The organism is Micromonospora sp. AMSO1212t (assembly GCF_008868145.1).
GTDB classification, from domain to species: Bacteria; Actinomycetota; Actinomycetes; order Mycobacteriales; family Micromonosporaceae; genus Micromonospora; species Micromonospora tulbaghiae.
On the sequence record NZ_WBKS01000146.1, the window covers coordinates 1 to 13996 of the forward strand.

Sequence of the window (13996 nt, forward strand, 5' to 3'; positions counted from 1 at the left end):
CCGCACACGTTCCATCCCTCCCCATTTCGCCGCACGACGATCAAGGAGTTCGTGTCCGGACACGGCGGCCCCGGGGACACGAACTCCTTGATCGACTACGAGGAGAGGTGGGTCAGACCCGGCGGAGGACCGCCAGGAACATGGCGTCGGTGCCGTGGCGGTGCGGCCAGAGCTGCACCGTGGGGCCGTCACCCAGGCCCGGCATGCCGGCCGGCAGCAACGGCCGCGCGTCGACGAAGTCGACCCCGAAGCCGCACCGCCGGGCCGCCTCGGTCACCGTCACGTGCGTCTCCACCACGTGCGGCGAGCAGGTCACGTACGCGACCAGGCCACCCGGCCGGGCCGCCCGCAACGCGGCGGTGAGCAGTTCCCGCTGCAGCCGGGTAAGTGCCGGCAGGTCCGACGGCTGGCGGCGCCACCGCGCCTCCGGGCGGCGGCGCAGCGCACCCAGCCCGGTGCACGGCGCGTCCACGAGCACCCGGTCGAAGTGCCCCTCGGGCAGCTTCGGGTCGCCGCCCACGTCACGCCCGTCGGCGTGCAGCACCGTCACCGGCAGCCCACGGGTGGCCTGTTCGACCAGCCGCGCCCGGTGCTCGGCCACCTCGACCGCTGTAAGCCGCGCGCCCCGGACCGCCGCCAGTGCGCCGAGCAGGCCGGACTTGCCGCCCGGGCCGGCGCACAGGTCCAGCCACCGGCCGTCGGGGCCGTCCAGCGGCGCCGTCGCCAGCGCGTCCGCCACCAGCTGGGAACCCTCGTCCTGCACGTGCGCGCGGCCGTCGGCCACCGCCGGCAGGTCACCCGGCGCGCCGCCGGGCAGGTAGACCGCATACGGCGAGAACGCGCCGGGCGCGCCCCCCACCTCGTCCGCGAGCACCACCGGATCGGCCAGGCCGGGCCGGGCACACAGGTGCACCGGCGGGCGCTCGTTGTCCTCGATGAGCAGCCGGGCCGTCTCACCCATGTCGCCGCCGAGCGCCTCGGCGAACGACCGCACGATCCACTGCGGATGGCTGTACGCCAGCGCGAGGTGCCCGATCGGGTCGGTCTCCTCGGCCGGGGCGATCTTCGCCACCCAGGCGTCGGCATCCCGGCTGGTGATCTCCCGCAGCACCGCGTTGGCGAACCCGGTGGCGGCCGGTCCCACCGACCGGACCAGGTCCACGGTGGACGACACCGCGGCGTGCGCGGGTACCCGGGTGTGCAGGATCTGGTACGCCCCGAGCCGCAGCGCGTCGCGCACCGGCGGGTCGATGCGCTGCACGTCCCGCCCGGCCGCGTCGGTGACGATCGCGTCGAGCGTGCCGGTGTGCCGCAGCGTGCCGTAGGTCAGCTCGGTGGCGAACGCGGCGTCCCGGCCGGTCAGCCCGGCCTCGCGCAGCATCGCCGGGAGCACCAGGTTGGCGTACGCGTCGTCGCGGTGCACCGCCGCGATCGCCTCGTACGCGATCTGCCGGGGCAGGTCCACGGCCGGACGGGCCGGACGGCGCCCGCCACGCCGGTCCGCGCCGAAGCGGTCCCCGCCACGCCGGTCCGCGCCGGGCCGGTCTCCGCCACGCCGGTCGGCGCGCTCACGGTCCCCGCCGAACCGGTCGCCGCCGCGACGGTCCGCGGCGGGCCGGTCGGCACGCTGCCGGTCGCCGCGCTCACGGTCGCCGAACCGGTCGTCGCCCCGCCGCTCGGCGCCGGGCCGGTCGGCGTGCTCACGCGCGTGCCCCCGGGGACGCTCGCCCTCGACGGGCCGGTCCGGGCGCGACGGCCCCGTCACGCGAACACCTCACCGGCGGTGACCCGGGCGCCGCGCGCCCAGTCGCCGGCGGGCATGGCCTTCTTGCCGGCGGCGCGCACCTCGCCGAGACGCACCGGCGTGGTGGCGGTGCCGACGAGCACGCCGGACTTCTCCACGTGCAGCTCCCCCGGCTTCAGCTCCGGGCCGTCGTGAAGCGGCGTGACCGGGCCGAGCTTGACCCGGTCGTCGCGGAACGTGGTCCACGGGCCGGGCGCGGGCGTGCAGGCGCGGATGCGCCGGTCCACCGCGAAGGCGGGGTCGCCCCAGCGGACCCGGGCGTCCTCGACGGTGAGCTTCGGGGCGAGCGAGACCCCGTCGGCGGGCTGCGGCACGGCCCGGGCGGTGCCGGCGCCGATCGCGTCGAGGACCGCGACCAGCAGCCCGGCGCCGGAGTGCGCGAGCCGCTCCAGCAGGTCGCCGGAGGTGTCGGCGGGACGGATCTCGTCGGTGACGGTGCCGTAGACCGGGCCGGTGTCCAGCCCTTCCTCCAGCTCGAAGACGCTGGCCCCGGTCAGCTCGTCGCCGTGCAGCACGGCGTGCTGCACGGGCGCGGCGCCGCGCCAGGCGGGCAGCAGCGAGAAGTGCAGGTTGATCCAGCCGTGCCGGGGGATCTCCAGCGCCACCGGCGGCACCAGGGCGCCGTAGGCGACCACCGGTACGCAGTCCGGCGCCAGCTCGCGCAGCCGGTCCAGGAACTCCGGCTCACGCGGGCGGGCGGGGGTGAGCACCTCGACGCCGTGCGCGTCGGCCCACGCGCCGACCGGCGAGCGGACCAGCCCGCGGCCACGGCCGGCCGGGGCGTCGGGGCGGGTGACCACGGCGAGCAGCTCGTGCCCGGAGGCGGCGATCGCGTCCAGGGCCGGTACGGCGACAGCCGGCGTGCCGGCGAAGACCAGGCGCATCCGGGTCACCGCCCCAGGCCGAACGGGTTGCCGGCGGCGTGCGGGCTGAGCTTCACGGTGGGCGGCGCGGCCTGGTCGTACCACTCGGCCTGGCGGATCGCCTTCATGGCCTCCTTGCGGCCGGCCGGGTCGAGCCGGTCGACGAAGAGCACGCCGTCGAGGTGGTCGGTCTCGTGCTGCACGCAGCGGGCCATCAGGCCGGTGCCGACGATCTGCACCGGGTCGCCGTAGCCGTTGAAGCCCTTGGCGATCACGTTCTGCCGGCGCTTGGTGTCGAAGTAGAGCCCGGGGATGGACAGGCAGCCCTCCGGGCCGTCCTGTTCCTCGGAGTCGGGGAACTCCAGCACCGGGTTGACCAGGTGACCGAGGACGTCGTCGACGTCGAAGGTGAACACCCGCAGGCCCACCCCGAGCTGCGGCGCGGCCAGGCCGGCGCCGCTCTGCTCGCGCATCGTGTCGGTCAGGTCGGCGATCAACTTGCGCAGCTCGGCGTCGAAGTCGACGACCGGGTCGGCCGGCGTGCGCAGCACCGGATCGCCGAACAGACGGATGGGCTGGACGGTCACTCGGCGTGGCTCCTTGTGTGGGTCGAACGATGCGCGTCCAGTCTACGGAGTCGGCCCGGCCGCCCCGGGTCGCGTACCGGGAACGGTGACCGGGGCCGCCTCCCGCCCCACGCTCACCGGCAGCGTGGCGTGACCACGCAGGGTGAGCCGGACCCGCCGCTCGGGCCGGCCCGCCACTGCCAGCCCGGGCAGCCGGCGCAGCAGCAGCGGGAACGCCACCTGCGCCTCCAGCCGGGCCAGCGCCGCGCCGAGGCAGTAGTGCGGCCCGGCGCCGAAGGACAGCGGCGCGATCTGCGCCCGCCACGGGTCGAAGCGGGCCGGATCCGGATAGCGGCGGGGATCGCGGTTGGCGGCGCCGAGCAGCACGATGACCCAGCTCTCCGGCGGCAGGTCGACGTCGCCGTACCGGGACGGCGCGGTGCTCATCCGCGAGGTGAGCTGCACGGGCGAGTCGTAGCGCAGCAGTTCGTCGACGTAGGCGGGCGCGAGGTCGGACCGCTCGCGCAGCGCCGCCGCGGCGCGCGGATGGTCCAGCAGCGCCACCAGGCCGTTGCCGAGCAGGTTGGTGGTGGTCTCGAAACCGGCCACCAGCAGCACGATCAGGTTGGCCAGCAGCTCGTCGCCGGAGAGCCGGTCACCGCCGTCGTGGGCCTGCACCAGCGCGGTGGTGAGGTCGTCGGCCGGGGCACGGCGGCGGGCCGCCACCAGCTCGGTGAAGTAGCCCCGCAGCTCGGTCGCGCCCCGGTCGGCCACTGCCAGCTCGTCGGCGGTGATCTCCGGTTCGAGCACGCCGGTCAGGTCGGTGGCCCAGCGCCGGAACAGCGGCCGGTCCGCCGCCGGCACACCGAGCAGCGCGCAGATCACGCCGACCGGCAGGGGGTACGCGAACGCGGTCATGAAGTCGACCGGCCCGTCGGCGGCGAGCATCGCGTCGACCAGCTCGTCGGCCTGTGCCCGCACGACGTCGCGCATGGCGGCGATCCGGCGCGGGGTGAACGCGCCCGCGGCCAGCCGCCGCATCCGGCTGTGGTCGGGCGGGTTGGTGCGCAGCATCGACCGGGAGATCGACAGCACCGCCGGGCTCTCCCGCCAGCCGGGCATGAACTGGTCGCGCAGCGCGTCGTCCATCACACCGAACCGGGCGTCGCGCAGGATCGCGTCGGCCTCCGCGTAGCCGGTGACCACGTAGAAGACCGGCCCGGCCTGGACCACCGGGCCGTGCGCGCGCAGCCGCTCGTACGTCGGATAGGGGTCGAGCCGACCCTCGGGGGACATCAGCAGCGCGAGCGCGTCGGTCGGATCCACGATTCCGCCTCCCCAGGCATCGGAGGCCTTCATCATGCTCCGGCGCGCCGGGCCGGGTGAACCCGTGACGGCGAGGTGGCGGTGTCCCGCGCGGTCAGGCGCCGGCGCCCGGCTCCCCGGCGAGCACCGGGCCGCCGCCGAGCAGCGCGTGCTCCGGCAGCGGCAGCGTGATGCCGTGCGCGTCCTCCCAGTCGTGGATCAGCCCCGGGCGGGCCTGTGCGGTGAAGAAGTCGATCGCGCTCATCCCGCCGACCACCGGCTCGTCCACCTCGGCGACCAGCCGGGCGGGAACCATCGGCAGGCCGGCGCGCACCGCCGCGCTGAGCCGCCGGTGCCCGTCCACGACGAAGAAGTACTCCCCGGTGTAGCCGATGCTCAGCGGCTCCGGCTCCTCGCCGCTGCCGGCCGCCTCGGCGGCGTCGGAGTCCCAGAGGCCGCGCAGCGTCGACACGTCCTCGGTCGGGTACACCCGGGTCGGGTCGAGCAGCAGCAACGGCTGGCCGGCGCGCAGCACGTCGGCGCCGAGGCGGCCCTCGTAGACGTCGATGACGTGCTGGATGACCTGCTCCGGGTCGGCCCGGGTGGTGTCACAGACCAGGTCGTAGTTGCGCAGGCGGGCCTTGTCGACGCCGTACCGGACGATGAACCGGCTCCGCTCGCTCTCGCTGCGCTCGCGCAGCTTGGCGCGCGCCTCCTCCAGCGAGGTGTAGCTCTCGGCCGGGCCGGACGGGCGGGCCAGCACCCGCCGGGCCGCCTCGGTCGGCTCGGTGATCATGTGCACCTTGAGCGCGTCGGTGAAGAAGTGCCAGGCCAGACGGGAGTCCATGACCAGGGACTCGCCGGAGGCGGCGATGTCGCGCTGGAGCTGGTCGACGTAGCCGTCGACGGCCTGGTCCAGCTCGGCGTGCAGGTTGAGCTGGAGGGCGGTCATCTGCCGCTCCTGGGCCATCTGGCGGTAGAGGTCGCCGACGCTGACCCGGCGCAGCCCGAGCCGCTTGGCGATCTCGACCGAGACGGTGCTCTTGCCACTGCCGAGGTCACCGTTGAAGACGATCGACTGACGAACGGTCACGACTGGTCCACCCCTGCTCACCGGCTGACTGACGACATCGAGTGTCGGCCCGACGTGCTCTGGCACCCGCCGCGCCGCGTCCCGCGCGGCGAAACCGCGCGGCTGGGCATGACGGGCGATGCTATCACCGCCCGCTACTCGATTGCCGGACCAGGTGTGCGGCAAACCCCAGCTCACGACCGTGCGCGAGGGTCCGCGTGCGCACCGTCACGCGGATCGCGTGCGATCAGAACAGGGTGAGCGGATCGACCTGGAGGCGTACCGGGTCGGCCGCCTTGCGGGCGCTGCGCTGCCCGGCGGCGGCGTGCAGCGCCTCGGCCATCGCGGCGGCCCGGGACCGGGGCACGCGTACCAGCATCCGCTCCCGGCCCTCGTCGGCCGGCACCGGGCCGAGCACCTCGGCGTCGCCCGGCAGCCGGGCACCGGCGAGCAGGTCGGCCACCGCCTCGGCCACGCCGGTGACGCTCGCCATCCGTACCGCCGGAGGGAAGCCCAGCTCCCGCCGCTCGGCCATTTCCCGGGCGGCGAACCAGGCGGAGTCCCAGCGCAGCAAAGCCTGCACCGGGGACAGCGCCCCGTCGGCGACCACCACCACCCGGCCGCCGGCCGTACCTGGCCGGGCCAGGGCGGCGGCGGCCATCCACCGCCGCAGCGCCTCCTCGCCGGCCCGCAGGTCGGCCCGGGTCAGCAGGGCCCACGAGTCGAGCAGCAGCACCGCGCCGTAGCCGCCCTCGGCGACCGGCTCGGCGCCCGGGGTGGCGACCACCAGCCCGGCCCCGCCCGGTACGCCCGCCAGCACCTCCTCCCGCCCCGACGTCCGCACCGGCACGCCCGGGAACGCCCGGCCCAGCTCCTCGGCGGTCCGCCGGGCACCGGTCACCGAGGCGCGCAGCCGCCGCCCGCCGCACTCCGGGCAGGCGTACGCGGCGGCCACCCGGCCGCACCAGCGGCAGGCGGGCGTGCCCTGCGCCGAGGGCAGCGCGAGCGGCCCGGCGCAGTGCGGGCAGCGGGCCGGGGCGCGGCAGTCGGCGCAGGCCACCGACGGCACGTATCCCCGGCGCGGCACCTGCACCAGCACCGGCAGGTCGGCGCGTAACGCGTCCCGCGCGGTGGTCCAGGCCAGGCTCGGCAGCCGCGCCGAGGCCGCGCCCGGATCGCGGGCCAGTTGCGGGTCGTCGCCGGTGGGGGCCATGGCCGGGGTACGCGAACGCACCACCGCCCGGTCGGCCACCACCTCGCGCGCCCAGCCGGTCTCCACCAGCAGCTGCGCCTCGGCGGTACGCGCGTACCCGCCGACCAGGGCGGCGACGTCGCCGAGCTGCGCCCGGGTGAGCAGCACGTCCCGGGCGTGCGGGTAGGGCGCGCGGGGTTCGGCGTGCAGGTCGTCGCCGTCGTCCCAGATGGCCACCAGGCCGAGCCGCCGCACCGGGGCGAACATCGCGGCCCGGGTGCCGATGACCACGTCCACCTCGCCCGTCCGGGCGGTGAGGAAGGCCCGGTAGCGGCGGGCCGGGCCGTCGGCGGCGGTGAGCCGGACGTGCCGTCCCGCGCCGAGCACGGCGGTCAGGGCTGCGTCGAGACGGTCCAGGTCACGGGCGTCTGCCACCACGACCACGGCGCCCCGGCCGCCGGCCACTGTCGCGGCGACCGCGTCGGCGTACCGGTCGGCCCAGTCCTCCCCCGGCAGTGCCGACCAGACCGCGCGGGCGGGCTTGCCGTCGGTGAGCGCGCGCAGCAGCGCCGGCCCGGCCGGGTAGTCCCGCCAGCCCCGCGGGTCCACCTCCGCCCGGCCGCCCGGCCGGGTGTCGGTGTCGGTGTCGGTGTCGGTGTCGGTGTCGGTGTCGGTGTCGGTGTCGGTGTCGGTGTCGGTGTCGGTGTCCTCGGACGGTGGCGCGTCCGCGGCCGTGACGGCCTTCTCGGCGCGGGCGTGCCGGGGCGGCACCGCCAGCCGGAGCACGTCGGCGAGGCTGCCGGCGTACCTGTCGGCGACCGCGCGGGCCAGGCGGGCCACCTCCGGGGACAGCACCGGCACCGGGGACACGACCTTCTCCAGGTACGCCAGCTTCGGGTGCTCGGACGACTCGGTGCGCTCCAGCAGCCAGCCGTCGACGAGCTGCCCGGCGAACCGCACCTTCACGCGTACCCCCGGCCGGGCGTCGGCGTCGAGCGCCTCGGGCACCAGGTAGTCGAAGGGGCGGTCGAGGTGGGGCAGCGGCACGTCCACGCAGACGCGCGCGACCGGCGACCCCTGTGCGGGTCGCCGGTCGCGGCGCGTGGTGGCGGTCAGGCTCCCGCGGCCGACTTGAGGTCGGCGGCCCGGTCGGTGCCCTCCCAGGTCAGCTCCGGCAGTTCCCGGCCGAAGTGACCGTACGCGGCGGTCTGCTGGTAGATCGGGCGCAGCAGGTGCAGGTCCCGGATGATGGCGGCCGGACGCAGGTCGAACACCTCGGCCACGGCCTTCTCGATCGAGGCGACCGGCACGGTCTCGGTGCCGAACGTCTCGATGAACAGGCTCACCGGGTGCGCCTTGCCGATCGCGTACGCGACCTGCGCCTCGCACCGCTCGGCCAGCCCGGCGGCGACCACGTTCTTTGCCACCCAGCGCATCGCGTACGCGGCCGACCGGTCGACCTTCGACGGGTCCTTGCCGGAGAACGCGCCGCCGCCGTGCCGGGCGTACCCGCCGTACGTGTCCACGATGATCTTCCGGCCGGTCAGGCCGGCGTCACCCATCGGGCCGCCGATCTCGAACCGCCCGGTCGGGTTGACCAGCAGCCGGTAGCCCTCGGTCTCCAGGCCGAGGCCCTCCAGCTCCGGGGCGATGACGTGGTCCCGGATGTCCGGGGTGAGCAGCGACTCCAGCGAGATGTCCGCCGCGTGCTGGCTGGACACGACGACGGTGTCGAGCCGGACCGGGCGCAGCCCGTCGTACTCGATGGTGACCTGGGTCTTGCCGTCCGGCCGCAGGTACGGGATCGTGCCGTCCTTGCGGACCGCGGCGAGCCGGCGGGCCAGCCGGTGCGCCAGCGCGATCGGCAGCGGCATCAGCTCGGGCGTCTCGGAGCAGGCGAAGCCGAACATCATGCCCTGGTCACCGGCGCCCTGCGCGTCCAGCGCGCTCTCCGACCCACCGGTACGCAGCTCGAAGGCGTTGTCGACACCCTGGGCGATGTCCGGCGACTGGGCGCCGATGGACACGCTGACGCCGCAGGACGCGCCGTCGAAGCCCTTCTTCGACGAGTCGTAGCCGATGCCGAGGATGGTCTCGCGGACGATGGTCGGGATGTCGGCGTACGCCTTGGTGGTCACCTCGCCGGCCACGTGCACCTGACCGGTGGTGATCAACGTCTCCACCGCGACCCGGCTGTGCGGGTCCTGGGCGAGCAGCGCGTCGAGAATGCCGTCACTGATCTGGTCGGCGATCTTGTCCGGGTGGCCCTCCGTGACCGATTCGGACGTGAAGAGACGTGTCACGGCACTCCTAAGCATGTGAAGACTTTTAAAGGTCGCTCGGCGGCAGTTTAGTCATCATCGTTCCGCCGCGACCCGACGAACGCGGGTCGACCAACCGTCAGGAACGCGACGGCAACCGCTGACGGACGAGGTCCCAGACGGCGTCGGCCAGGGCCTCCTTGGGCTGCTCGGGTAACCGGTGCACGGCGCCGTCGGCGCTGATCACGGTGGCCGCGTTCGTGTCGGCGCCGAAGACCTTGTCCACGCCGACCTCGTTGACCACGATCATGTCGGCTCCCTTGCGGGCCAGCTTGGCCCGGCCGTTGGCCTCCGCGTCGTCGGTCTCCGCGGCGAAGATCACCAGCACCTGTCCGGGCCGGCGACGCCGCCCCAGCTCGACGGCGATGTCCGGGTTGGTGACCAGCTCGATGGCCGGCGCGACACCGTCGTCGGACTTCTTGATCTTCCCGCTGGCGTAGCTGGCCGGCCGGAAGTCGGCGGGCGCGGCGGCCATCACCACGGCGTCCGCGCCGGCGGCCGCCGCGAGCGTGGCGTCGCGCAGCTCCTCGGTGGTGCCCACCCGGACCAGGTCCACCCCGGCCGGGTCGGGCAGCGCCACGTTGGCCGCGACGAGCGTGACCCGGGCGCCCCGGGCCACGGCGGCGCGGGCGAACGCGTACCCCTGCTTGCCGGACGACCGGTTGCCCAGGAACCGGACCGGGTCAAGCGGCTCGCGGGTGCCCCCGGCGGTGACCACCACGTGCCGGCCGGCCAGGTCGGCCTCGGCCTCGACGCCGCGGGCCAGCGCCCGGCGGGCCACCGCGAAGATCTCCGCCGGGTCGGGCAGCCGGCCCTTGCCGGTGTCCCGCCCGGTGAGCCGGCCCACGGCCGGCTCGATCACGCGGACGCCCCGCGAGCGCAGCGTCGCCACGTTCGCGACCGTGGCCGGGTGCTCCCACATCTCGGTGTGCATGGCCGGGGCCAGCAGCACCGGGCAGCGCGCGGTCAGCAGCGTGTTGGTGAGCAGGTCGTCGGCGAGGCCGTGGGCGGCCTTGGCGAGCAGGTCGGCGGTGGCCGGGGCGACCACGACCAGGTCGGCGTGCTGCCCGAGCCGCACGTGCGGCACCTCGTGCACGTCGGACCAGACGTCGTCGGCGACCGGCCGGCCGGACAGGGCCGCCCAGGTCGGAGCACCGACGAAACGGAGCGCCGAGGCGGTCGGCACCACCCGGACCCGGTGACCCGACTCGGTGAAGAGCCGGAGCAGCTCACACGCCTTGTAGGCGGCGATGCCGCCGCCGACCCCGAGGACGATCTCGGCGGGCATCGGCGCGGGCGCGGTTACGGCTGGTCGGTCGGCTCGGCGGTGAGCAGGCCCGCGTTGATCTCGCGCATGGCGATGGAGAGCGGCTTCTCCTGCGGGGTGGTCTCCACGAGCGGGCCGACGTACTCCAGGAGGCCCTCACCGAGCTGGCTGTAGTAGGCGTTGACCTGACGGGCGCGCTTGGCGGCGAAGATGACCAGCGCGTACTTCGAGGTGGTCTTCTCGAGCAGCTCGTCGATCGGCGGGTTGGTGATGCCCTCGGGGTTGGTGGCGATGGATCCCACGAATTAAACCTCTGCGTCTCGTGCGCCGCCCGCGGGCGGTCGGGCCGGAGCCAGGAAGGACGAACCGAGCAATCCTACCAGCTCCGCCGCGGCGCGCTCGGTGTGGTCGTGTGCCACGGTGTGGGCGAAGACGGCCGCGACGTCCGGGTCGGCCCGGTACGCCGGCGGCGTGAGCAGCACCAGCCGGGCGCCGGGCGCCGCCGCCCGTACCGCCAGCGCGCCGGCCAGGTCCAGCGGCAGCAGCACCGGCCGCCCCTCGGCGAGCCGCGCCCGCACCTCGGCCCGGGGCACCCCCCGGCGGTACGGCCCGATCCGGCACCACTCCAGCAGCTCCCCGGCGGCGATCAGCCGGTCGAAGCCCGGCGCGTCGAGGAAGACGCGGCCGGCGCCGTCGCGTTCGTCCGGACGGGGTGGGCGGGTGGTGGCGACCACCGGCACCCAGACAGACGCAAGGCGCGCCCGGACCGCCTCGACGACACTGCTCCGGCCGGCCCCGGAGGGACCGGACAGGACAGTGAGCCGAGCCGCCGAGCGCGCCTCGTCATCCGTGCTCACCGCTTGTTTCTACACGGCGGGCCGTTCAGTTGGCGGCGAACTCTCCGAGCAGAGCCTTGCGCTGCTGCTCGCCGAGGCCGCGCAGGCGACGGCTGTCCGCGATCTTGAGCTTCTCCATGATCTGGGTGGCCCGGATCTTGCCGATGCCCGGCATCGCCTGGAGCACGGCCGAAACCTTCAGCTTGCCCACGACGTCGTCGGACTCGGCCCGCTCGAGGACGGTGGCGAGGGTGGTCTTGCCCTGCTTGAGCTGCTCCTTCAGCTCAGCGCGGGCCTTGCGGATCTCCGCGGCCTTCTCCAGCGCGGCAGCGCGCTGCTCGGGGGTCAGTGACGGGAGCGGCACCAGTTCTCCTCAGGTCCCTAGTACGGCGGGCTGAGCGCCCCACCGCATCTGTGAAACGTGGTGTCGCTGGAAACCAAAGGGGTCCGTGGTTCCCAGCGCGGGGAAAACTAGCGGTCAACGGAGATTTCGGCAACGTGGACGCGCGATGATCAACCCAAAGTGACCGAGCCGTCAGTCAGTCCGCCGTGCCCAGGGCGGCCCGGCAGTCGGCCAGCACCCGCTCGGTGGCGGCCCGCAGGTCGGCCGGGTCGGGGCCCGCGCCGAGCACCTCCCGGGAGTACGACGGAAGCACCGACGGCAGCGCGGCACCGAACACGGTACGCAACCCGGCGGGCGTTCCGCCCTGCGCGCCCAGCCCCGGCGCGAGCAGCGGACCGTTGACCGAGTCCAGATCGTGACCCGTCTCACCAACTGTCGCGCCGACCACCAGACCGAAGCTGCCGAGCGGCTCCGCACCCCGGTTGAGCTGGGAAATCTCGTCGATCACGGTCTGCGCGACGGTGCGCCCGTCGGCACCCACGGCGCGCTGCACGGAGGCGCCCTCCGGGTTGGAGGTGAGCGCCAGGACGAAGACCCCGCCACCGTGCTCGGCGGCGGTGGAGAACATCGGGGCGAGCGAACCTACTCCCAGGTAGGGGCTCGCGGTGACCGCGTCGACATACAAAGGGCTGGATGGATCGAGGTACGCCGACGCGTACGCGGCGACTGTCGAGCCGATGTCACCACGCTTGACGTCAAGCAGAGTGAGCGCTCCCAAATCTCGCAACTGTCGGATAGTTGACTCAAGCACACCCACGCCCCGGGCGCCGAAGCGCTCGAAGAACGCCGACTGCGGCTTGACCACGGCGACCCGGTCACCGATCGCCTCCACCACGGTGGCGCAGAACCGCTCCAGGCCCGCCACGTCGTCGGACAGGCCCCAGGCGGTCAGCAACCCGGGGTGCGGGTCGATCCCCACACAGAGCGGCCCTCGTTCCGCCACGGCCCGGTGCAGACGGGTGCCAAAAGTCTCCATCGCGTCTCTCCCTCTCCCGGCGGCTCCGGGCCGCCTGGCGTGTCCGGCGACGGCCTCCCGTCGCGCCCTGTCGAACCCGGCCGGGCTCAGCCGGCCTTGACCGCCGCGGCCACTCCGGCCGCGATCCGCGCCACGTCCGCGGCATCGCAGACGTACGGCGGCATCGTGTAGACGAGATCCCGGAACGGGCGCAGCCACACCCCCTCGGCGACCGCCGCGGCGGTCGCCCGGGGCAGGTCCACCTCGTGGTCGAGCTGCACCACCCCGATCGCGCCGAGCACGCGTACGTCGGCGACGCCGGGCGCGCCCCGCAACGGCTCCAGGCCGCCCTGCAGGCCCTCGGAGATGCCCGCCACCCGCCCCGCCCAGTCCCCGGCCCGCAGCAGGTCCAGGGAGGCGTTGGCGACGGCGCAGGCGAGGGGGTTGCCCATGAACGTCGGCCCGTGCGCCAGCACCCCGTCGGCGGAGATGGCCCACGCCACCTCGGGCGTGCACAGCGCCGCGGCGAGCGTCAGGTACCCGCCGGTGAGCGCCTTGCCGACGCAGAGCACGTCCGGGGTGACAGCGGCGTGCTCGGCGGCGAACATCCGGCCGGTCCGGCCGAAGCCGGTGGCGATCTCGTCGAACACCAGCAGGATGCCGTGCCTGCGGGTCACCTCGCGCAGCACGCGCAGGTAGTGCGGGTGGTGGAACCGCATCCCGCCGGCGCCCTGGACCACCGGCTCCACGATCACCGCGGCCAGCTCGTCGGCGTGCCGCTCCACCGCCTCCACCAGCGCCGCCTCGTACGCCGGGTCCGGCGCCGCGTCGAAGCCGGGCGGCGGCACCGGCGCGAACACCTGCCGGGGCAGCACGTCGCCCCAGAGGTGGTGCATGCCGCCCTCCGGGTCGCAGACGCTCATCGGGTGGAACGTGTCGCCGTGGTAGCCACCCCGCCAGGTGCCCAGCCGGCGGCGCTGCGGGCGTCCCAGCGCCCGCTGGTACTGCAGGCACATCTTCACCGCGACCTCGACGCTCACCGAGCCGGAGTCGGCCAGGAAGACGTGTTCCAGGCCGTCCGGGGTCAGCTCGACGAGCGTGCGCGCCAGGCGTACGGCGGGCTCGTGGGTGAGCCCGCCGAACATCACATGGCTCATCCGCCCGAGCTGGTCGGTCACCGCGGCGTCGAGCACCGGGTGCCGGTAGCCGTGGATCGCCGCCCACCACGACGACATGCCGTCGACCAGCTCCCGCCCGTCCGCCAGCCGCAGCCGCACCCCTTCGGCGCTGTCGACGACGTACGGCGCGCCGGCGGAAGGCATGGCCGCGTACGGATGCCACACGTGCCGCCGGTCGGCCTCCAGAATCTCCTCAGGCGTCACGTCTCCTCCTCCGTCACCCCTCCCCCTCTC

At 74.7% G+C, this 13996-nt stretch carries 13 protein-coding genes; all 13 read right to left on the reverse strand.

The features are described 5' to 3' along the window. Positions 1–112: 112 nt before the first annotated feature. The 13 genes from F8279_RS25985 to F8279_RS26050 all read right to left on the reverse strand — a co-directional run bounded on the left by F8279_RS25985 (position 113) and on the right by F8279_RS26050 (position 13966). Positions 113–1765, reverse strand: coding sequence for an RsmB/NOP family class I SAM-dependent RNA methyltransferase (locus F8279_RS25985; RefSeq protein ID WP_151501334.1), 1653 nt, complete (start codon positions 1763–1765; stop codon positions 113–115). Continuing rightward, positions 1762–2688 carry a methionyl-tRNA formyltransferase gene (fmt, locus tag F8279_RS25990; RefSeq protein ID WP_091424584.1) on the reverse strand — a complete coding sequence of 309 codons (927 nt, stop codon included), beginning with the start codon at positions 2686–2688 and terminating at the stop codon, positions 1762–1764. Before fmt ends, F8279_RS25985 begins: the two co-directional genes overlap by 4 nt. 5 nt (positions 2689–2693) lie before the next feature. Then, entirely contained in the window at positions 2694–3254 is a 561-nt protein-coding gene (def, locus tag F8279_RS25995; protein WP_091050384.1) for a peptide deformylase, read from the reverse strand. Between the two features lie 42 nt (positions 3255–3296). After that, positions 3297–4559 carry a cytochrome P450 gene (locus F8279_RS26000; RefSeq protein WP_192580772.1) on the reverse strand — a complete coding sequence of 421 codons (1263 nt, stop codon included), beginning with the start codon at positions 4557–4559 and terminating at the stop codon, positions 3297–3299. Between the two features lie 94 nt (positions 4560–4653). Beyond that, on the reverse strand, positions 4654–5631 hold the full coding sequence (locus F8279_RS26005) for an AAA family ATPase (RefSeq protein ID WP_091424343.1): 978 nt from the start codon (positions 5629–5631) through the stop codon (positions 4654–4656). Positions 5632–5857: 226 nt separating this feature from the next. Continuing rightward, a complete protein-coding gene (locus F8279_RS26010) occupies positions 5858–7855 on the reverse strand; it encodes a primosomal protein N' (RefSeq protein ID WP_192580773.1) in 1998 nt (665 codons plus the stop codon). Between the two features lie 59 nt (positions 7856–7914). Next, complete coding sequence (gene metK / locus F8279_RS26020) at positions 7915–9105, reverse strand: methionine adenosyltransferase (RefSeq protein WP_013285519.1); 1191 nt, start codon at positions 9103–9105, stop codon at positions 7915–7917. A gap of 97 nt (positions 9106–9202) precedes the next feature. Next, complete coding sequence (gene coaBC / locus F8279_RS26025) at positions 9203–10411, reverse strand: bifunctional phosphopantothenoylcysteine decarboxylase/phosphopantothenate--cysteine ligase CoaBC (RefSeq protein WP_091424336.1); 1209 nt, start codon at positions 10409–10411, stop codon at positions 9203–9205. Positions 10412–10425: 14 nt separating this feature from the next. Further along, the gene (gene rpoZ, locus F8279_RS26030; RefSeq protein WP_013285517.1) at positions 10426–10692 is read right to left on the reverse strand and encodes a DNA-directed RNA polymerase subunit omega; all 267 of its coding nucleotides are present in this window, start codon (positions 10690–10692) and stop codon (positions 10426–10428) included. A gap of 3 nt (positions 10693–10695) precedes the next feature. Next, a complete protein-coding gene (locus tag F8279_RS26035; RefSeq protein ID WP_091424333.1) occupies positions 10696–11247 on the reverse strand; it encodes a guanylate kinase in 552 nt (183 codons plus the stop codon). A gap of 25 nt (positions 11248–11272) precedes the next feature. Beyond that, positions 11273–11590 carry an integration host factor, actinobacterial type gene (gene mihF / locus F8279_RS26040; RefSeq protein ID WP_013285515.1) on the reverse strand — a complete coding sequence of 106 codons (318 nt, stop codon included), beginning with the start codon at positions 11588–11590 and terminating at the stop codon, positions 11273–11275. A 175-nt stretch (positions 11591–11765) separates the two neighbouring features. After that, positions 11766–12605, reverse strand: coding sequence for an orotidine-5'-phosphate decarboxylase (gene pyrF, locus F8279_RS26045; protein ID WP_091424330.1), 840 nt, complete (start codon positions 12603–12605; stop codon positions 11766–11768). 86 nt (positions 12606–12691) lie between these two features. Continuing rightward, positions 12692–13966, reverse strand: coding sequence for an adenosylmethionine--8-amino-7-oxononanoate transaminase (locus tag F8279_RS26050; protein ID WP_091424327.1), 1275 nt, complete (start codon positions 13964–13966; stop codon positions 12692–12694). Positions 13967–13996: the final 30 nt, after the last annotated feature.